21 protein-coding genes and 1 tRNA gene are annotated in these 20,510 nt (G+C 35.2%); 18 read left to right on the top strand and 4 right to left on the bottom strand.

What is annotated here, in order from left to right:
* Positions 1-65: 65 nt before the first annotated feature.
* Positions 66-962 (top strand): deoxyribonuclease IV, encoded by an 897-nt coding sequence (locus MHB70_RS20045; RefSeq protein WP_061529646.1) that lies wholly within the window; start codon positions 66-68, stop codon positions 960-962.
* A gap of 19 nt (positions 963-981) precedes the next feature.
* On the opposite strand, the gene MHB70_RS20040 is transcribed toward MHB70_RS20045, so the two are convergent.
* Positions 982-1,236 carry a DUF2624 domain-containing protein gene (locus MHB70_RS20040; RefSeq protein WP_001048958.1) on the bottom strand — a complete coding sequence of 85 codons (255 nt, stop codon included), beginning with the start codon at positions 1,234-1,236 and terminating at the stop codon, positions 982-984.
* A gap of 148 nt (positions 1,237-1,384) precedes the next feature.
* On the opposite strand from MHB70_RS20040, the gene MHB70_RS20035 reads away from it, so the two are divergent.
* The 4 genes from MHB70_RS20035 (at position 1,385) to MHB70_RS20020 (ending at position 4,474) form a co-directional block, all read left to right on the top strand.
* Positions 1,385-2,263 (top strand): YitT family protein, encoded by an 879-nt coding sequence (locus MHB70_RS20035; RefSeq protein ID WP_000435959.1) that lies wholly within the window; start codon positions 1,385-1,387, stop codon positions 2,261-2,263.
* A 180-nt stretch (positions 2,264-2,443) separates the two neighbouring features.
* Positions 2,444-3,214, top strand: coding sequence for a metal ABC transporter ATP-binding protein (locus MHB70_RS20030; protein WP_001059665.1), 771 nt, complete (start codon positions 2,444-2,446; stop codon positions 3,212-3,214).
* Complete coding sequence (locus MHB70_RS20025) at positions 3,214-4,047, top strand: metal ABC transporter permease (RefSeq protein WP_000613814.1); 834 nt, start codon at positions 3,214-3,216, stop codon at positions 4,045-4,047. The genes MHB70_RS20030 and MHB70_RS20025 overlap by 1 nt, the downstream gene beginning before the upstream one ends.
* A gap of 13 nt (positions 4,048-4,060) precedes the next feature.
* Complete coding sequence (locus MHB70_RS20020; RefSeq protein WP_001054515.1) at positions 4,061-4,474, top strand: Fur family transcriptional regulator; 414 nt, start codon at positions 4,061-4,063, stop codon at positions 4,472-4,474.
* Positions 4,475-4,554: 80 nt separating this feature from the next.
* Here MHB70_RS20020 and ispG read toward each other — a convergent pair whose 3' ends face one another.
* The 3 genes from ispG to MHB70_RS20005 all read right to left on the bottom strand — a co-directional run bounded on the left by ispG (position 4,555) and on the right by MHB70_RS20005 (position 7,008).
* Positions 4,555-5,658, bottom strand: coding sequence for a flavodoxin-dependent (E)-4-hydroxy-3-methylbut-2-enyl-diphosphate synthase (gene ispG, locus MHB70_RS20015; RefSeq protein ID WP_162861751.1), 1,104 nt, complete (start codon positions 5,656-5,658; stop codon positions 4,555-4,557).
* A 164-nt stretch (positions 5,659-5,822) separates the two neighbouring features.
* The gene (locus tag MHB70_RS20010) at positions 5,823-6,176 is read right to left on the bottom strand and encodes a hypothetical protein (protein WP_000825413.1); all 354 of its coding nucleotides are present in this window, start codon (positions 6,174-6,176) and stop codon (positions 5,823-5,825) included.
* A 73-nt stretch (positions 6,177-6,249) separates the two neighbouring features.
* Entirely contained in the window at positions 6,250-7,008 is a 759-nt protein-coding gene (locus MHB70_RS20005) for a DUF1189 domain-containing protein (RefSeq protein WP_000021678.1), read from the bottom strand.
* Positions 7,009-7,250: 242 nt separating this feature from the next.
* On the opposite strand from MHB70_RS20005, the gene MHB70_RS20000 reads away from it, so the two are divergent.
* From MHB70_RS20000 to MHB70_RS19940, 13 genes are all read left to right on the top strand, one after another.
* A tRNA-Ile gene (locus MHB70_RS20000) sits at positions 7,251-7,324 on the top strand.
* Positions 7,325-7,548: 224 nt separating this feature from the next.
* Complete coding sequence (gene sodA / locus MHB70_RS19995; RefSeq protein ID WP_001052031.1) at positions 7,549-8,160, top strand: superoxide dismutase [Mn]; 612 nt, start codon at positions 7,549-7,551, stop codon at positions 8,158-8,160.
* A gap of 117 nt (positions 8,161-8,277) precedes the next feature.
* Positions 8,278-9,555, top strand: a complete 1,278-nt coding sequence (locus MHB70_RS19990) for an MFS transporter (protein WP_000871363.1) — start codon at positions 8,278-8,280, stop codon at positions 9,553-9,555.
* Positions 9,556-9,664: 109 nt separating this feature from the next.
* Complete coding sequence (locus tag MHB70_RS19985) at positions 9,665-11,800, top strand: peptidoglycan D,D-transpeptidase FtsI family protein (RefSeq protein WP_000039001.1); 2,136 nt, start codon at positions 9,665-9,667, stop codon at positions 11,798-11,800.
* Positions 11,801-12,138: 338 nt separating this feature from the next.
* A complete protein-coding gene (locus tag MHB70_RS19980) occupies positions 12,139-13,056 on the top strand; it encodes a PstS family phosphate ABC transporter substrate-binding protein (RefSeq protein ID WP_061529645.1) in 918 nt (305 codons plus the stop codon).
* Between the two features lie 27 nt (positions 13,057-13,083).
* The gene (pstC, locus tag MHB70_RS19975; protein WP_000940900.1) at positions 13,084-14,034 is read left to right on the top strand and encodes a phosphate ABC transporter permease subunit PstC; all 951 of its coding nucleotides are present in this window, start codon (positions 13,084-13,086) and stop codon (positions 14,032-14,034) included.
* Between the two features lies 1 nt (position 14,035).
* The gene (gene pstA, locus MHB70_RS19970; RefSeq protein ID WP_001242538.1) at positions 14,036-14,902 is read left to right on the top strand and encodes a phosphate ABC transporter permease PstA; all 867 of its coding nucleotides are present in this window, start codon (positions 14,036-14,038) and stop codon (positions 14,900-14,902) included.
* A 28-nt stretch (positions 14,903-14,930) separates the two neighbouring features.
* Positions 14,931-15,746 carry a phosphate ABC transporter ATP-binding protein gene (gene pstB / locus MHB70_RS19965; protein ID WP_000226691.1) on the top strand — a complete coding sequence of 272 codons (816 nt, stop codon included), beginning with the start codon at positions 14,931-14,933 and terminating at the stop codon, positions 15,744-15,746.
* A gap of 171 nt (positions 15,747-15,917) precedes the next feature.
* The gene (gene phoU / locus MHB70_RS19960) at positions 15,918-16,574 is read left to right on the top strand and encodes a phosphate signaling complex protein PhoU (protein WP_033657342.1); all 657 of its coding nucleotides are present in this window, start codon (positions 15,918-15,920) and stop codon (positions 16,572-16,574) included.
* 370 nt (positions 16,575-16,944) lie between these two features.
* Positions 16,945-19,299 (top strand): sugar phosphate nucleotidyltransferase, encoded by a 2,355-nt coding sequence (locus MHB70_RS19955; RefSeq protein WP_061529644.1) that lies wholly within the window; start codon positions 16,945-16,947, stop codon positions 19,297-19,299.
* Between the two features lie 69 nt (positions 19,300-19,368).
* Positions 19,369-19,518, top strand: coding sequence for a 50S ribosomal protein L33 (gene rpmG, locus MHB70_RS19950; protein ID WP_001265616.1), 150 nt, complete (start codon positions 19,369-19,371; stop codon positions 19,516-19,518).
* Between the two features lie 104 nt (positions 19,519-19,622).
* A complete protein-coding gene (locus MHB70_RS19945; RefSeq protein ID WP_000656840.1) occupies positions 19,623-20,201 on the top strand; it encodes a 5-formyltetrahydrofolate cyclo-ligase in 579 nt (192 codons plus the stop codon).
* A gap of 103 nt (positions 20,202-20,304) precedes the next feature.
* Positions 20,305-20,505: a YqgQ family protein gene (locus tag MHB70_RS19940; RefSeq protein WP_000253699.1), complete on the top strand. Its 201-nt coding sequence runs from the start codon at positions 20,305-20,307 to the stop codon at positions 20,503-20,505.
* Positions 20,506-20,510: the final 5 nt, after the last annotated feature.

Below are 20,510 nucleotides of genomic sequence, written 5' to 3'. Positions count from 1 at the left end.
ATTCACTACATATTTCTACAAATTATGCTATCATTATAACTATTGTATATTGAAGAGGTGATTGTATGTTAAAGATTGGATCTCATGTCTCAATGAGTGGTAAGAAAATGTTATTAGCAGCAAGTGAAGAGGCTGTTTCATACGGTGCAACGACGTTTATGATTTATACAGGTGCACCGCAAAATACACGAAGAAAACCAATTGAAGAATTGAACATAGAAGCAGGACGTAAACATATGGAACTGAATGGTATTGAGGAAATTATCGTCCATGCACCATATATTATTAACGTTGGTAATACGACGAAGCCAGAAACATTCCAATTAGGTGTAGACTTCCTGCGCATGGAAATTGAAAGAACAGCGGTATTAGGTGTTGCGAAACAAATTGTTCTTCACCCAGGAGCGCACGTTGGTGCTGGAGCAGATGCAGGTATTCAACAAATTATTAAAGGGCTTAATGAAGTAATAACGCCTGAACAGACGGTTAACATTGCGCTAGAGACGATGGCTGGAAAAGGAACAGAGTGTGGTCGTAGCTTTGAGGAAATTGCAAAGATTATTGATGGTGTAAAATATAATGAAAAGATATCTGTATGTTTTGATACGTGTCATACGCATGATGCGGGTTATGATATTGTAAATGATTTTGACGGTGTATTGAACGAATTTGACAAGATTGTTGGTGTAGATCGATTACAAGTGCTTCATATTAATGATAGTAAAAATGTGCGTGGGGCCGGAAAGGACCGTCACGAAAATATCGGTTTTGGTCATATCGGTTATAAAGCATTGCATCATATTGTACATCATCCGCAGTTAATGAACGTGCCAAAAATTCTTGAAACACCATATGTAGGTGAAGATAAAAAAGATAAGAAGCCACCATATAAATTAGAAATCGAAATGCTGAAAAACGGTACTTTTGATGAGGGGATTCTTGAAAAAATTAAAGCGCAATAAGGAGGGGGGTATCCCCTCCTTATTTTAGTAGTTGCTGAAATAAAGTGTTTACTTGTTGCGCGGTAGCAGGGGAAGTTACTTTTGCGATTTGTTTTAAGAGTTCTAGTCGCTCATTATTATCATAAATGTTAATATTCTTTCCTTTCATAAGTAAAACAATTTGATCAGCTTGTGCAGTTGTAATTGAAACTTCATATTCTTTACTATATTTCAATAACTCTTTTGTAGAAATATGATTTAATTTTTTATTCACAATTTGTTTAATGAGATTCATCGAGTTATCCTCCTTCATACGTTCTTCTATCGAAATATATGAGTGCGTAGCTTGTACATATTCTTATAGAGTTTCTTTTTCATGAGGAAAAGAAGCGTATGTTATAATGTAAGGACAAAACTACAGAAAAAGAATATAAGGAGGACTTATGGAACAAAAGCAACATCGAAAAGAAAGCGTTATCCATCTCATTTATCGTTTAGTAATGATTATTTTTGGGGCAGCGTGCGCGGCGGTAGCGATTGAATTATTCTTAATGCCCAATAAAATTATTGATGGTGGAATTATTGGTATTTCTCTTATATTAGATTATCTTACTCCTAATATTTGGTGGTTAAGTTTTTCTACTTTAGTTGTTATCCTCAACATTCCGTTTATGTACTCTGGGTATAAGCAAATCGGAAAAACATTTATGTTATCCTCAGCATTTGGGATTGTAGCTTTAGCATTTATTGAATCGACATTACATGCTGTTCCACCATTTACAACTGAGCCCATTTTAGCAACAGTTTTTGGTGGCCTTATTTTGGGGCTTGGTGTAGGACTTGTTATTCGTCATGGCGGATCAATGGACGGAACAGAAATTATGGGGATTTTATTAACGAAGAAATTACCGTTTTCTGTTGGTGAATTCGTAATGTTTGTGAACTTATTTGTTTTTGCATGGGCAGCATTTGTATTTGGTGTCGAACAAGCTATGTATTCTGTTATGACGTACTATATTGCATTCAAAACAATTGATACGGTAATTCAAGGTTTAGATGAAACGAAAGCAGTTTTAATTGTATCAGATCAGTATGAGGAAGTATCAAATGCCATTTTGCATCGTCTCGGTCGTGGAACTACAAAGCTTGTAGCCAAAGGTGGTTACACGGATAAAGAAAAAGAAGTTATTTATGCAGTTGTAACGCGTTTGGAAGTGACGAAGTTAAAATCAATTGTGCATGAAATTGATGAAAATGCGTTTGTTACGATTATGAGTACACAAGAAACAAATGGTGGTAAGTTTAAATCAGCTATCCACTAAAAAGTTACTTGGAATATTTTTCGAAAGCAGAGAATTTTTCTCTGCTTTTTGTTATAATAGTAAGGTTTCTTGAAAAAATAGATATAATTTAGGCAGATTGGTTTACAACTATAATAAGCTGTACTATAATTCAAATAGATATAAATCGGAATCATTCTGAATTAAAATAGGTGAGATGCTATGAATAATATATTGGAAATAGAAGGATTAACGTTTCGATATGAAGATCGAAATGTGTTAGAAAATATTAATTTGCAAGTTCCGAAGGGAGCTTTTTTAGGTTTAGTTGGGCCAAATGGTTCTGGGAAATCCACTTTACTAAAATGTTTATTAGGCGTTTTAAAGCCTAAACAAGGGAGTATTCGCTTGTTTGGTGTTGATAGCAAGAAGTTTAAAGAATGGAACAAACTTGGCTATGTATCCCAAAAGGCAAATAGTTTCAACTCTGGTTTTCCAGCAACTGTTTTTGAAGTTGTGTCAATGGGGCTCGTTTCGAAAAAAGGTCTTTTTCGCTTTTTCACGAAAGACGACAAGGCGAAGGTAGAAAAGGCGATTGCTGATGTAGGGATGAGTGAATTTCAAGGTCGCAATATTGGAGAGCTTTCTGGTGGACAACAACAACGTGTATTTATTGCTCGTGCGCTCGTTAGTGATCCTGAATTACTTATTTTGGACGAGCCTACTGTTGGGATTGATGTGAAAAATGTGGAAAGTTTTTATGAGATATTAGAGGATTTAAACAAAAGGCTTGGGATTACATTAATTCTTGTTACTCATGATATGGGGGCTGTTACCGAGAAAGTAACACATGTTGCATGTCTAAACCAACATTTACATTTTCATGGGAATGTAAAGGAGTTCCGAGAGTTAGAAGATGCAGAAATGTCCGTCTTATATGGACATCATGTCCATCGTTTAAAACACGAGCATGAGCATCACGGGAGGATATAATGATACAAGATTTTTTACAATATGACTTTTTACGTAATTCTTTATATGCAGGTATTTTAATTGGACTTGTTGCACCGCTTATCGGTGTGTTTGTTGTTATTCGTCGTTTATCTCTTATTGCAGATGCATTAAGTCACGTGACGTTATCAGGTATTGCAGCAAGTTTACTACTTGAAAAAACAATTTTTACAGGTGGCTTTTTAAATCCCCTATATATGGGGATGATTTTCTCGATTGGGGGAGCGTTACTAATTGAAAAGTTACGAACTGTATATAAGCATTATCAAGAATTAGCAATTCCGATTATTCTTTCAGCAGGAATGGGAATTGGAGTTATTTTCATTTCACTTGCAAATGGATTTAACACAGACTTATTTAGTTATTTATTTGGTAGTGTAAGTGCTGTAACGAGTACGGATTTAATTATTATTGGGATTGTAGCAATTGTTGTTATTGCGACAATTATTTTATTATATAAAGAGCTGTTTTTATTATCATTTGATGAGGAATACGCAGTATCAACTGGTCTAAGGGCAAAATGGATTCACTTTATCTTCATTATATTAGTTGCTCTTGTCATTGCAGTATCAATGCGTGTAGTAGGTGTTCTTCTAGTATCCTCATTAATGACGTTACCAGTTGCAGCAAGTATTCGTATTGCTAAAGGATTTAAACAAACAATTTTCTTTTCCATTTTATTTGGTGAAATTGCAGTAATTGGTGGAATGTTTGCTTCATATCAACTTGATCTAGCACCAGGTGGTACAATTGTTATGATAGCAGTTCTTATTTTAATCGGTGCGATTTTATGGAAGAAGAAAAAAACTGCATAAAGTAGGGATAGGTATGAATCTAACAGAAGCTTTACGCCTAATGAAAGAAAAAGGATACAAACATACTGGGAAAAGGGAAGAGATGCTCAGATTATTTGCAGCTCACAATCGTTATTTAACAGCAAAAGATGTTTTAGAGCATATGAAGGATGATTATCCAGGTCTTAGTTTTGATACGATTTATCGTAACTTAACGGTTTTTGCTGAAATCGGCGTTTTAGAACAAACAGAATTAAATGGTGAAAAACATTTTCGTTTTACATGTTCCATTATGGAACATCATCATCATTTTATTTGTTTAGATTGCGGGGGAACGAAAGAGATTACTTCCTGTCCAATGGATTTTATGAATAAAGATTTTAACGGTTATGAAGTAACAGGGCATAAATTTGAAATATACGGCCGTTGTCCAAAGTGTGCAAAATAAAAACTCGTCGGTTATATAACTGACGAGCTTTTTTGCATAAAAAAGAAGGTTGCTCACAAATATTGTGGGCAACCTTCTTTTTATTGTTCTTGTGTTTCTTTTTCTTTATCTCTTTCAGCAGCCATTTCAGCAGCAATTACATCGATTTCTTTTTTCAGTTCTTCTACCATTGTTTCTTCTGGTACTTTACGAACAACTTGCCCTTTACGGAATAATAATCCTTCTCCACGTGCACCGGCAATACCGATATCAGCTTCACGAGCTTCACCAGGGCCGTTTACAGCGCAACCAAGTACTGCAACTTTAATTGGTACTTGCAGTGTAGAAATATATTCTTCCACTTCGTTAGCGATGCTAATTAAATCAATTTCAATACGACCGCAAGTTGGACAAGAGATAAGTGTTGCTGCATTAGATGCAAGACCGAATGACTTTAATAGTTCACGTGCAACTTTTACTTCTTCAACTGGATCAGCACTTAATGAAATACGAAGTGTGTTTCCGATGCCTTTACTTAAAATTGCTCCAAGACCAGCGGCACTTTTTACAGTTCCAGCAAACAATGTGCCAGATTCTGTAATACCTAAATGTAATGGATAATCAAAAGCGCGAGCAGCTTTTTCATATGCTTCAATTGCTAAGTTAACATCAGAGGCTTTCATAGATACGATAATATCGTGGAAATCTAAGTCCTCTAAAATTTTAATGTGATGTAGTGCGCTCTCAACCATGCCATCTGCAGTTGGGTATCCGTACTTTTCTAAAATGTGACGCTCTAATGAACCAGCGTTTACACCGATACGGATTGGAATGCCACGCTCTTTTGCTGCATTTACAACAGCTTCTACTTTATGGCGACGACCAATGTTACCTGGATTGATACGTACTTTATCAATGCCACCTTCAATTGCTTTTAAAGCAAGGCGATAATCAAAATGAATATCAGCAACAAGTGGAATGTTGATTTGTTTTTTAATATCAGCAATAGCATTTGCTGCGCGTTCATCTGGAACGGCAACACGAACAACCTGACAACCAGCTTCTTCTAAACGTTTAATTTCAGCAACTGTTGCTTCAACATCATGTGTTTTTGTTGTTGTCATACTTTGTATAATTAATTCATTATTACCGCCAATTGTTAAATTACCGACTTTAACTGGACGTGTTTTTGTACGATGAGTCATTTCATTCACGAATAGATCGCTCTCCTTATAAAAGAAGTTTCTTATTTAGTCCCTCATATCAATGATAGTATACGTGATATAGGGCTATAGAAACCGAAGTGCTCGGTTTCACTTTTACTATTGTATCAGCGCCTTTATGTAATTGACAAGGATTAAGTGATCGCTTATTGATATAACGGGAATTTATAAGTCTTTCCAATTTGAATTTTTGTAGCAGATGTACTTTTATTTAATTGTTTAAAGTCATCAATTACCTTTTCAATAGAAGGGATTTTTTTCTTATTAATTTGTTCTGTAATCGAAAGAACGGTCTCACCAGTTTTTACTTCAATTGCTTTATAAGTAACATCTGTTTCTTCCTTTTTGCTTTGTTTTGTAGTTGTTTCTTCTTTTTTTATAGTTTGAGCAGCTGTTGTTTTTTTGTATGAACTTAACATCGGTAAAGTACCGATTTTTATATCGTAATAAAATATATAACCGAGAACAAGCACGAATAAGAATATACCTAATCTCTTCATATTCTTCACTCCTTTGCTAGGAATATATGCTTGTCCAAAAAAAAAATGCCTATTTAGGCATTTTTTATCGTTCTTATTTTTCTTTCGGTTGTGGAACTTCTTTAAGTGTTAAGTATAGAACAATTAAAACAACTGCGATATAAATGAATGTTGAACCAGGTACGACGATTTTAAATAAATCCATAATCATAAAGAAGATTGTTGGAATTGTGTAACTGTAAGCAGTTAATGTCCAAACTTGTTTGTAGGATAATTTACGTTGTCCGCTCATAGCAGAACCGATGAACGCAAGTAAAGTCACGCCTACAAAAGTAATGAATAATTGGAATAGGTACACTAAAAATCCGATAACAAATAATAAAATTGGATAGATACTATCGAATAGAGAAATAAAGTCTTGTAAATCTTTTTTCTCAAGAGATGCACCTAATAAGTCGTTATAGGAATACGTTTGTGTTTGACCATTTCCCATGGAGACTACTTTATCTTTTAAAACAAATAAACCCGTTTTATTTTGATATTTTTCTAAGTTTGTTGAATTTGGATCAAATACGAAAAGGGCATTTCCATCTTCTTTTTCGATAGGTTGATCAATATCTGCTGTTAGTTCGCCATTTTCAATTTTAAAATCAGGTAAATCTTTTTCGATTACTTTATTTACCATATTAACACCGTCTTGAATAACGCTACCGTACAAGAAAGTTCTTGGAATAGTAGTGATTAGGCAAAGAAGCATAATATACAAAATGGTTTTACCGATTTTTTGAAAACGGAAAAGCGCAATATCTTTAGGCGAATATACGCTTTTTGCTAGCTGTTTAAAAATGGACATAGATTCACTTCCTTTATGTATGTATAAAGTCATTGTAACGTAGGAATCTAGAGAATCTCAAGATATATTATATTTACATATAGTGGAGATAACTAAATTTCTTTTTAATAATTTTCTTCTTTTAAATGAGAAAAATACAATTGACACTTTTCTTTTTTATATGGTAAATTTATCTTACATTTCTTAAAGGATATATCCGATAGGAATTCAGTTGTTTAATATGTTATTACATACATAATTATGGACCCTTAGCTCAGCTGGTTAGAGCAGACGGCTCATAACCGTCCGGTCGTAGGTTCGAGTCCTACAGGGTCCATACCCATTTCGCATGTTTATTATGTCAGCAGGAAGCTTCCTTGTAGAAGGAAGCTTTTTTTACGGAATATATGAGCATTTTAATTGAAAAGAAGTGGGAATTTTGCTACTTTAATGATAGCAAGACAATGTGATTTATTTGTTTGCACCCTATGGCAATTAGGGTAGAATGAAGTTGTATGTCACACATATGGTGGCAATACATAAACTGGGAGGAATATAACAATGGCAAAACACGAATTACCAAACTTACCTTATGCGTATGATGCTTTAGAGCCTCACTTTGACAAAGAAACAATGAACATCCATCATACAAAACATCACAACACGTACATTACAAACTTAAACGCTGCTTTAGAAGGTCATGCAGAACTAGCTGACAAAAGCGTTGAAGAATTAGTTGCAAACTTAAACGAAGTACCAGAAGCAATCCGTACAGCAGTACGTAACAATGGTGGTGGACATGCTAACCATACATTCTTCTGGACAATTCTTTCTCCAAACGGCGGGGGACAACCAGTAGGCGAACTTGCAACTGCGATTGAAGCGAAATTCGGTAGCTTCGATGCATTCAAAGAAGAATTCGCAAAAGCTGGCGCAACTCGCTTCGGTTCTGGTTGGGCTTGGTTAGTAGTAAACAATGGTGAGTTAGAAGTAACAAGCACGCCAAACCAAGATTCTCCTCTAACTGAAGGTAAAACTCCAGTTATCGGTTTAGATGTTTGGGAGCATGCTTACTACTTAAATTACCAAAACCGTCGTCCAGACTACATCGGTGCATTCTGGAACGTTGTAGATTGGAACGCTGCTGAAAAACGTTACCAAGAAGCAAAATAATTATAATAATTATAGAAAAAAGCTAGGAGAATGCTCCTAGCTTTTTTCTATGCTTTCCTTTTACATAATTGGGCTTGTCTTTGGAAGACTAGAACATGAAGTAAAGGAGAGTTGTGTATGAAGTGGAAACATATAATTGGTGACGTTGAAGTGAATCGGGATTTAGTGTTATTGCTCCTTATTGGAGGTTTATACACGCTCGCAATTTCTTTATCGAATACGTTTGTTAATATTTATTTATGGAAACAAACACAAAATTATGTGAATCTTGGCTTGTATAATTTGGCCAGCGTTGTATTGCAGCCTCTCACATTTCTTATAGGTGGGAAATTAGCGAAACGTATTGACCGCTCAATCTTGTTACGAATAGGCGTAGGCACGTTAGCAATTTTTTTTATCGTTGTTTTAGTAGCGGGAAAAAGCGCTTCTCACTATATTTTATTAATGGGGGCTCTTTTAGGAGTCGGATATGGTTTTTATTGGCTCGCGTTTAACTTATTGACATTTGAGATTACAGAACCAGAAACAAGAGATTTCTTTAATGGGTTTCTTGGACTTCTTACATCCTTCTCTGGAATGATTGGACCGATAGCGGCAGGATACACAATTTCACGTATGGCAAAATGGAGTGGTTATACTGTCATATTCTTTCTTTCATTAGTGCTATTTGCAATTGCTGTCGTTTTAAGCTTTTTTTTATCTAAGAGAGAATGTGAAGGGCGTTATGAAATTACAAAAGTATTGAAGGAGCGACGGATTGATAAAAATTGGGGGAGAATTACACGTGCTCATTTTTTCCAAGGGTTGAGAGAGGGAACATTTATTTTTGTTATTTCAGTATATGTGTACTTAGCAACCGATAGTGAGCTTGCATTAGGGAAATATAGCTTAGTCAACTCCGCTGTATCATTTGTATGTTACTACTTAGTTGCTCGTATGTTGAAGAAAGAGTGGCGAAAAAAAGCGATTTTGCTTGGAGGCATTATTTTATATGCGGTCGTATTTTTAGTTATATTCAATGTTACATACACAAAATTACTTATTTATGCAGCATGTATCGCGATCGCATACCCTATTTTACTCGTTCCGTACGGGTCAATGACATATGACGTAATTGGTAGAGCGAAAAATGCGAGAGAGTGGCGTGTAGAGTATGTAGTTGTCCGGGAATTATGGTTAAATGCTGGAAGGATTTGTTCGGTTTTAAGTTTTTTATGTGCTGTGTTATTCTTTCCGCCTGAAAAAAGTTTACCTTTCTTACTATGTATTTTAGGTGCTGGACATTTTCTTATTTATTTTGCAATTAAAAATGTCAAATATGATGAGGGAAATGTGGGGAAAACCAGCGTTGTAGCGCAAGAAACTACTCAGAATCAAACTGAACCAGAAGGTTAACTTATCGTTTGTTTTATGCTAAAATAGAAAAAGATGTAAGACAGCAGTGAGGACACCTGTATGAAGGTGTCCCTTTCACATTACATAGCTGTTGGTAGAGGGGGTTTGTATGAGCAAGAAGCAGAAACAACAAAAGAAAAAAACTCACGTTCCTTTTCGATTAAACGTGCTGTTTTTTTGCGTATTTTTAATGTTCTCCGCGGTTATTGTAAGGCTCGGATATGTACAAATTGTTCGTGGTGAGGAATATAAGAATGAAGTAGAGAAGAAAGAGAATTCAACGATAAGTAATCCTGTACCGCGCGGGAAAATCTTTGACCGCTATGGGCGACCTGTAGTAGATAATACAGCTGTTCGTACTATTACATTTACAAAAATGAAAGGATCAACTGCAGAAGATCGCTTAGAAACAGCGAAAAAATTAGCAGAGTTGATTGAAGTACCGACAGATAAATTAACAGATCGAGATAAAAAAGATTATTGGATTGCGATGCATAAAGAGGAAGCGAAAACAAAAATTACGAGTAAAGATCGTCAAGAATTGAAAGATAACAAAATTGACGATAAAGAATTAGACGAGCGTCAACGAAGTCGTGTAACAGAAGAAGAGATTAATCAATTATCCGCAAAAGATTTAGAAATACTAGCGATTAAAAGTAAGATGGACGGCGGATATGCAATGACACCTCAAGTTATTAAAAAAGATGCTACAGAAAGAGAATATGCGATTATTAGTGAGAGCCTAGCAACATTACCAGGTGTAGATACGAATGTTGATTGGGATCGAAAATATACGTATGATGATTTATTCCGAAGTGTTCTTGGTGGGGTGTCGACGGCGGATGAAGGTTTACCGAGAGAAAGACTAGATTACTATCTTGTTCGTGATTATAATCGAAATGACCGAGTAGGGAAAAGTTATCTTGAACAGCAATATGAAGATAGCCTGCACGGTACGAAAGCAGAAGTGAAAAATATTACAGATAAAAATGGTAATATTTTGGAAACAATTAATGTATCACAAGGACAAAGTGGTAATAATCTGAACTTAACAATTGATATGGAATTACAAAAGCGTGTGGAAGATATTATTACCAAAAATTTAACGAAATTTAAAGGGTCAGAACCTCTTTTAGATCGAGCATTTGTTGTAATGATGAATCCGAAAAATGGTGAAGTATTATCTATGGCTGGGAAACAATTAGTGGATGAAAATGGCGAAACGAAAGTACAAGATTTCGCATTAGGAACGATGACAAGTTCTTATCCGATGGGATCGACTGTAAAAGGTGCGACAGTACTTACAGGATATCAAACAGGTGCAATTCAACCGGGTTCAGTTCAACTGGATGAACCAATCGTATTAAAAGGGACGAAGAGCAAATCTTCTTGGAAGACGATGGGATATATTAATGATTTAACAGCATTAAAAATGTCTTCTAACGTATATATGTTTAAAACAGCGATGAATATCGCTAATGCTCCATATGTTAGAGGTGGTACGTTAAATATACCGCAAAAAGCATATGATACGATGCGATACTATTATGGTCAGTTTGGACTTGGTGTAAAAACAGGCATTGATTTACCGAATGAATCTGCTGGACAAAGAGGTACTACAGACAATATCCCAGGTTTCTTATTAGATTTATCAATTGGACAGTATGATACGTATACACCACTTCAATTAGCGCAATATATTTCGACAATTGCCAATGGTGGATATCGTATGCAACCGCAAGTTGTTAAAGAAATTCGTCAACCGGAAGCGAAACCAGATGAAGTTGGAAAAGTTATTCACTCGATGGAGCCGAAAGTGCTAAATCGTATTGATATGCCTGAATCACAAATTAAACGTGTTCAAGAAGGATTTAGACAAGTATTTAACGATTCAGGCGGTACAGCTACAAAATACTTTACTGGTGCAAAATATAAAGCTGCAGGGAAAACTGGTACAGCGCAAACTGTGTATGGTGGAGATAAAGCGATTGGTAAAAAAGCAGATGGTCAGCGTGTGGAGACTTATAACTTAACATTAGTAGGTTATGCGCCACTTGAAGATCCAGAAGTGGCATTCTCTGTTGTTGTTCCGTGGGTACATGATGATAAGACTGGTATTAATGGATATATTAGTCGTGAAATTATGGATGCTTACTATGATTTGAAAAACCAAGAAATAAATGGTGAAGCTCCAAAAGATGCAAAAGATAATAAAAATGAAAAAGAAGATCAAGATGAGGAATAAAAAAGTTGTAAAAAAAGCACACTATCTGAAAAGATAGTGTGCTTTTTTTTATGGTTTATGCATATCGTGTAATAAATGTGGACAAGTATAAAATATTGGAAAAAGCACGCGGTCTCACAAATGATAATTTTATATTGTGTATAGGGGGATAACTGTTTTATGGACTAATTAATTATCAGTGGAAATGAATAGCGGCTACTGATTAAAGTTTTATCTTATGTTGATTCCTGTGGAACTTTACAAAACTTTTACAAACAATTAAAACCGAATTAATAGTTTAGCAGTATTCTTATATCTGTAATCCTGTTATTTCCGGTTACTTCTAGGAGGAAGAACACGTGAGATGGATGAGTGCATCGATTAAAGTTTTTATATTATCGACATGGTTCCTTTGTTTTGGCATGTCTACTGCATTTGCTGTGAACGAAATGGGAGAAGTGAGAGTTGATGGATCCTCAACGGTTTTTCCTATTATAGAAGCAGTAGCGGAGGAATATACAAAGGAGCATCCAAACGTGAAAATTTCTATTAGTGTTTCTGGAACTGGAGGAGGATTTAATCGTTTCAGTAAAGGAGAAGTGGATATAAATAATGCTTCGAGAGTAATGAAACAAGTGGAAGAAAATGAAATGAAGAATAACTCCATTCAGTTTACACCCTTTGAGGTTGCTTATGATGGTCTTACGATTGTTGTAAATCGTCACAATACTTGGGTAGACAATATGACAGTAGACGAGTTACGTCTCTTATGGAGTGAAGATGGAAGAGAGAAGCGATGGTCGCAAGTTCATTCAACATGGCCACGTGCACAAGTGAAGTTTTATGCACCAGGTGTAGACTCTGGTACTTATGATTATTTTCAAAATGTCATCTTACAAAATCGTCGCATTGTAAAAAAAGTCTCTTTGTCTGAAGATGATCAAGTTATTATGCAAGGAGTAATGCATGATAAAAATGCCATTGCTTTTGTAGGATATGCTTATTATATGGCCAATCGAGATAGGGTGAAAGCGATAAAAGTGAACGGTGTATTTCCGACGAAAGAGACTATTCAATCAGGTGATTATAAGCCGTTATCTAGATCGTTATTTACTTATGTGAATGATGCATCTATCCGACAAAAAATAAATGTAGCAAATTATGCTGAGTTTATGATCAAACATGTTGGTAACCTCGCTGAAGAGGTTGGATATGTAAAATTACGAAAAGAAAAATATAATGAACAGCTGCGAATGTTAACAGAAATCAAAAGGTAATGTCAGGGTGGAAAGGGGTTTTCATCTTTGGCTCATAATGACAAAAGTCAAATTACATTTTCTGTACAACATTTGATTGAAAGAAATACAAAACAAAGAAAAAAAACGCAGCGAATCAATCAAATAGTTCCATTATTATTAAAAATAATTGCTAGTGTGTCTATTGTGACGACAATTGGAATTATTTTTACGTTGGCAAATGAAACAATGATGTTTTTTCAAAAAATATCATTATACTCCTTTTTGACGGAGAAAGAATGGTTACCGTTTTTTGAAGATCCTAAATTCGGTATATTACCACTTATATGTGGAACAGTCCTTGTAACAGCAATCGCCATGTTTGTAGCAATTCCTATCGGTTTAGCGTGTGCTGTATTTTTGAGCGAATACGCTTCAAACGGTGCGCGAAAAATATTAAAGCCGATGTTAGAACTATTAGCAGGTATCCCGACAATTGTATATGGTTTTTTTGCATTAACAGTTGTCACGCCACTTTTACAACGAATGATACCGGATTTACAGTTTTTTAATGCAATTAGTCCAGGAATCGTGATTGGATTTATGATGATACCTACAGTTGCATCTTTATCTGAAGACTCGATGAGAGCTGTGGCGAAAGGAACGAAAGAAGCCTCGTTAGCGCTTGGTGCGACTCGGTTTGAGATGGTAAAACAAGTAGTGTTTCCCGCAGCTTTGACAGGAATTATGGCAGCGATTATATTAGCGGCTTCTAGGGCAATCGGTGAAACAATGATAGTTGTAATTGCAGCGGGATCCACACCGAATGTATCGCTGGATCCGACGCACTCTATTCAAACGTTAACAGCCTATATTGTGCAAGTGAGTTTAGGCGATGCTCCGCATGGAACGATTGCTTATTACAGTATGTATGCCGTAGGCGCAACGTTATTCTTGTTTACTTTTATAATGAACATCATTTCGCAGTATATTGTGCGCCGTTTTAGGAGGGTGACATAATATGCGAATGTTGAATCATAAAAAAATACAAGAAAATATGGCATCACGTTTTTTTAAAGATCGAATTTACAAATTGTTATTTTATATAGCAATTTTGTTTTCAATCGTAATTTTGCTTATTTTGCTTTTTCAAATTTTTGAAAAAGGGTTAAGCTATCTTTCAATAGATTTCTTTACAAACTTCGCTTCACGTAATCCGAAAGAAGCCGGGATTGCTGCAGCTTTGTCGGGGACAATATTATTTATGAGTATTGTTATACCGGTCTCATTTATATTTGGAGTCGGGACTGCCCTTTATTTAGAGCAATATGCGAAGGAATCTATATTTAAAAAGGTAATAGAAATTAATAATCAAACGTTAGCAGGAGTACCTTCCGTTGTATTTGGATTACTTGGCTTAACTATTTTTGTATATGCTCTTCATTTAGGCGAGAGTATTGTTGCAGCGGCGCTGACGATGAGTTTGCTCGTCTTACCGACAGTTGTTGTAGCTAGTCAAGAAGCGATACGATCTGTACCAAGTTCATTATTAGAGGCTTCTTACGGATTAGGTGCTACGAAGTGGCAAACGATGTATCAAATTGTATTGCCGGTAGCTTTCCCAGGAATTATAACGGGTTGTACGTTAGCGGTATCAAGAGCAATTGGAGAAGCGGCACCGTTGTTAGTAATCGGAGCATTAGCGTTTGCAAATTATGTTCCATTTAGTATGTTTGATAGATTTACAGTTTTACCAATTCAAATTTTTAATTGGATGAGTAGACCACAAGAAGAATTTCAGTATGTAGCAGCAGCTGGGATGATTGTTTTGCTAGGTCTGTTACTCTTTATCAATATATTTGTCTTATGGTTACGGAATCGAAAATAAGTTGGAAGTGGATGAAAGGGGAATTCAAATGGTAGCAACAGTAGTAAATGTACAGGTGAAAAACGAAGAGAAAATCCAGACTGCTCCAAAAAAAGTAGTATTTGATACGAAAAACCTAAATTTATGGTATGGAGAAGACCATGCTTTAAAGGATATTAACTTAAGTATTCATGAGAATGAAGTTACAGCAATTATTGGACCAAGTGGTTGCGGTAAATCAACGTACTTAAAAACATTAAATCGTATGGTAGAGTTAGTACCGATCGTTCGAACTACAGGCGTGATTGAATATAGAGAACGTAATATATTTGATAAATCGTATCCAGTTGAAGAATTACGCACACATGTAGGAATGGTGTTCCAAAAGCCAAATCCATTTCCAAAATCTATTTATGAAAATGTAGCATATGGACCGAAAATCCACGGTGTTCGTGATAAAAAAACGTTGGACGAAATTGTTGAAAAAAGTTTACGCGGGGCAGCAATTTGGGATGAATTAAAAGATCGTTTGCATGATAACGCATACGGTTTATCTGGTGGACAGCAACAACGCTTATGTATTGCACGTTGCTTAGCGATTGAACCAGACGTTATTTTAATGGATGAACCAACATCGGCGTTAGATCCAATTTCGACGTTAAAAGTAGAAGAATTAATTCAAGAGTTAAAGAAAGACTTTAGTATTGTAATTGTAACGCATAACATGCAACAAGCAGCGCGTATTTCAGACAAAACAGCGTTCTTCTTAAGTGGGGAAGTTGTGGAGTATACAGATACAAATAAATTATTCACAACCCCTTCAGATAAGCGTACAGAAGACTATATCACAGGACGATTCGGTTGATATCGCTAGCAAGGCTAAGAGAAAATGCCCTCTTAACAGAGGGCATTTCTTATTTTTACCTCATTTTAATAGAGAATTAAAACTTCTCCTATCTTACTGCTTATGGCAAGTATAAGAGGTTAGATAGGAGATTTATATAAAATGGCACATAATATTGAGGGGGAAGAAACGATGGTAAGAGAACAGTTTCAGTGTGATTTAAAAACGTTACAGCAAAAGGTAATTGAGCTTGGTGAATTAGCAAAGGAAGCTTTATTAATTGCTATGGAAGGTCTGCATACAAGAGATGTAGAGAAAGCGTTAGAGGTCATTGATGGTGATTACCGCATGGATAATTTAGAAGAGGAAATAAACGATCTTGCTCTTATGCTTATTACGAAGCAACAGCCTGTAGCAAGTGATTTAAGAAGAATTTTTATTTCAATTAAAACAGCGACAGATTTAGAGCGTATTGCAGACCATGCTGTTAATATTGCGAAATCCACAATTCGTCTTGGGGAAAAAGAAGTAACAGTTAGTTTGCAAAATCTTGATGAAATGTTTGCGATTGCTCATAAGATGCTAAATTTAGCATTGGAAGCATACGAACAAGAAAATTTAACTTTTGCTAAACAAATTGCTGAGATGGATGATTCAGTTGATGAAATATATGGGAAGGCAATTCGTGAATTTATATCCTCGATCCCTGAACAACCAGAGGCTATTACACAAATTACACAATTATCCTTTGTTGCAAGATATATTGAGCGTGTAGCAGATCATGTTACAAATATTGCTGAGAATGTATTTTATTTAGTAAAAGGAAAGCATTATTTATTGAATGAATAGGAAGGAAAGTAGGTGATGAGAAATCACCTGCTTTTTTTAGTCAAAACATGACAAAAAAAGCTCGTTGTTTCCTTTAGTTTATGATGATAAGATGTATCATAATATAATGGGAAAATTAGTATTATTGGTTTTTATTCAGTGCTTTTTTACTAAGTTAACAGTAAGCGCTTTCTTTGTTGTTTGAGGGTGATAAAAATAGCCCTTCTTATTAAAGTTTCATTTTATATGGAAGAAGATTATAAGCAGAGATTTTCCATAGCACAATGATTTGTTGAAACAATCAAGCTTATATTGCTAGTTCATGTGGGATAGAGAATATACATATGGTGTATGGATTTATTGAACATTATATAAGTGGAGGCTGAAGTATATGAAGGGGGTTATTTTAGCTGGAGGAAAAGGAAGACGCCTTAGACCATTAACATGTAATACTCCAAAGCCGATGTTGCCATTATTAGAAAAACCAGTTTTGGAATACAATATTGAATTGTTACGTCAGCATGGTATTCGTGAAATTGCAATTACAGTTCAATATATGAGTGCGGCCATTAAGCAATATTTTGGCGATGGTAGTAAATGGGGAGTTAACTTGTACTATTTTGAAGACTCCCCTCCACTTGGAACGGCAGGAAGTATTAAACAAGCGGAAAACTTTTTAGATGAAACATTTGTTGTTATAAGTGGAGATGCATTAACTGATTTTCGATTATCAGAAGGAATTGTGTTTCATGAACAAAAGAAAAGAATGGTAACTATGTTTGTAAAGGAAGTAGAAAACCCACTCTCATTCGGTTTGGTTGTAATGAACAAAGAACAAGAGGTTACACGATATATAGAAAAACCGAGTTGGAATGAGGTAATCTCCAATATTGTGAATACAGGGATTTATATTATGGAGCCAGAAATCTTTTCTTACATACCACCCCGAGAATTTTTTGATTTCAGTCAAGATGTGTTTCCATTATTAGCAAATAAGAACGCGTTATTTGCATATTTGTCAGAAGGTTATTGGTTAGATATTGGTACATTTGATCAATATCGACAAGCACAATTTGATTTGTTAACGAAAAAATTGCAAGTACCTATTCCTTATACGGAAGTGTTACCGATGGTATGGATGGGAGAAGGTGTGACGATTGGAAAAGGGACGAAAATTCATGGCCCATCTTTTATTGGAGAAGGAGCAAAGATTGGTGCGGGGGCTGTAATTGAGCCGTACTCTATTATCGGGAAAAATAGTATTGTTTCAAGTTACTCTCATCTTCAAAAAAGTATTGTTTTTGCAAATGCTCACATTGGGGAGTATTGTGAGCTATTAGAAACGACAATAGGAGAGCATACAATGGTTGAAGATGACGTTACGTTGTTTCAAAAAAGTATTGTAGCGGATCATTGTCATATAGGGAAGAGTACGGTCATTAAGCAAAAAGGAAAATTATGGCCTTATAAGGCCATTGATAGTCATTCGATAGTAGGATCGGCTGGTGTTCAAGAAAGTGAAAAAAGCGCTGGCTGGTTACAAAAAAGCCGTATTGTAGGGAGAGGGAATGTTGAGATTACTCCGCAATTTATTGTAAAAGTGGCGATGGCGTATGGATCTCTTTTCGGAAAAGGGGAAAGCATACTAATTGGGAGTCAAGAACATATAGAAACAACTTCTTATAAAAATTTATTTTTACATGCTATTCATGGTATCGGGATTCATACGATGGAATGTAAAGAGATGAACGAGTCACTTTTTCAGTATAGCATTCATAATTTGCAATGTGCAGGTGGGGTTTTCGTTCAAGTGGAAAATGAAAAAGAAGTTGTTATAAAGCTGTATGGTAAGAATGGAATGCTGTTAACGTATAAGCAGCAAAAAGCAATAGAACAAGTATATATGTCCGAGTCGTTTTATTACGTATGTGAGAAAGAAATGGGACAAAATACGCCAGTCCACGTTTCTTTAAATGACTATATAGAAGCTGTATTAGAATGCATTGATATTGAACAAATACAAAAACAAAAGTTTCATCTTCTTATTAATAAGAGAAATGATATGTTACAACATTTACTTATGCTCTTTCTTCAAAGGCTTGGGTGCACAGTTACATGGATTTATGCGGGCGAACAAAAAGATCATGTGAAAGCTTTGATGAAATCAAGTAAAGCGAATATGGCGCTTATGTTTTCTGAGCAAGGAAATTATTTCGAGTTATATGATAATCATAGTAATATTTACCAAGGTACAGATTTTGAAGAAATAGATCTTCCTGACTTATTACTGGAATCAAAAGGGAATATTTACCCAATGTCTTTGAAATTAGGAGAATGTTACCTTCTATTTTATATACATGATGAAAAAAAGGCGTTTCAAGTAAAGTGGAAACGAGATATTTTATATCGAATTGGAAAGTTATTCGAGTTAATAGCACTGCAAGAAAAGGCGTTTCTTAGCATAGTAGAGCAATCACCGCCGCTTTATTTACTTTATGATGAAGTTGTGTGTTCATGGAACGAAAAAGGGAAAGTGATGAGGAAATTATTGGCCGATATGGAAAGAAAGGAAGAAGGTATATTTGAAGGAGTGCAGTTCAAATATACCGAAAAAGAATGGTCTTATATCGTTTCTGATACAAAACAACCAAAATTTTTGGTGTATTCACATGCTAGAAATCCAGTGATAGCAAGGGAAAACATGAAAAATCTTATAGAAAAAATTAGACAATATCAAAAGGTGTAGAATTTTTATTTTAAAAGTGGTATTATGGTATAGTCTGATTTAAGTTATTAGTACTGGAGGGAAATAAGAATGCGTGTGAATATTACTCTAGCATGTACAGAATGCGGAGATCGTAACTATATCTCAAAGAAAAATAAACGTAACAACGCTGAGCGTATCGAGCTTAAAAAGTATTGCAAGCGTGACAAGAAGTCTACGTTACACCGTGAAACAAAGTAAGCAGTAGGAATATTTTCCTACTGTTTCTTTTTTTATTCGATTCCTATATTAAAAGTGATACACTATCATCATAGAGTAAAGTGTCACTGTAGGGGGGAAGATGTGTGAAAGAAGAGAAAATACGTTTACGTAAACAAATAATAGAACACATGAATTCTTTATCGGAAGAACAGTATGCAACTTTATCAGAGCAAATCGCAGTTTCGTTGTATGCGCAAAAAGAGTGGGTTGAAGCTGAAACAATTGGAATCACTCTTTCAATGGAAAATGAAGTGAATACATATCCTATTATCGAAAAAGCTTGGGAAGAAGGAAAGAAAGTTGTAGTTCCGAAGTGTAATAAAGGAACAAGAACAATGTCCTTCCGGCAAATTAGTAATTTTGATCAATTAGAAACAGTGTATATGCATTTGCGTGAACCGATTCCATCGCTTACTGAAGAAGTGAATGCGGATGAAATTAACCTTCAAATCGTACCAGGTGTAGCTTATACAGAGCGAGGAGAACGGATTGGATACGGCGGGGGCTATTATGATCGTTATCTCGTGCATTATAAAGGGAAAACGCTATCATTAGCTTATGATTTTCAAATGGTAAAACAAATTCCAGTGGAACCATTTGATAAAAATGTAGAAAAAATTATTACAGAAAAAGGAACAATGGTTATAAATGGGCTTGTATAGACAAATAAAAATTGACGAGACTTTTTCTTCTTGATTATAATAAAATATGTGAACGTTTTCTTATTATAATTTTTTATAGTAAGTGAGCATAGAGGGTGATGAAATGGTATCTATTTATGATATTCAGCAATTGCTAAAGAAATTTGGTACGATTATTTATACGGGTGATCGAATTGCAGATTTGCAATTAATGCAAGATGAGCTACGTGAATTAAATCAGTCACAGCTAATCGATCCACAAGACTATCAAACAGCTTTATTTTTATTGAAGCAAGAAATTCAAAAAGAGCTAAATAAGAATTAGATAAA

The organism is Bacillus sp. FSL M7-1020 (assembly GCF_038050415.1).
In the GTDB taxonomy this organism is placed as follows: domain Bacteria; phylum Bacillota; class Bacilli; order Bacillales; family Bacillaceae_G; genus Bacillus_A; species Bacillus_A toyonensis.
This window is presented reverse-complemented; position numbering and strand designations above follow the sequence as displayed.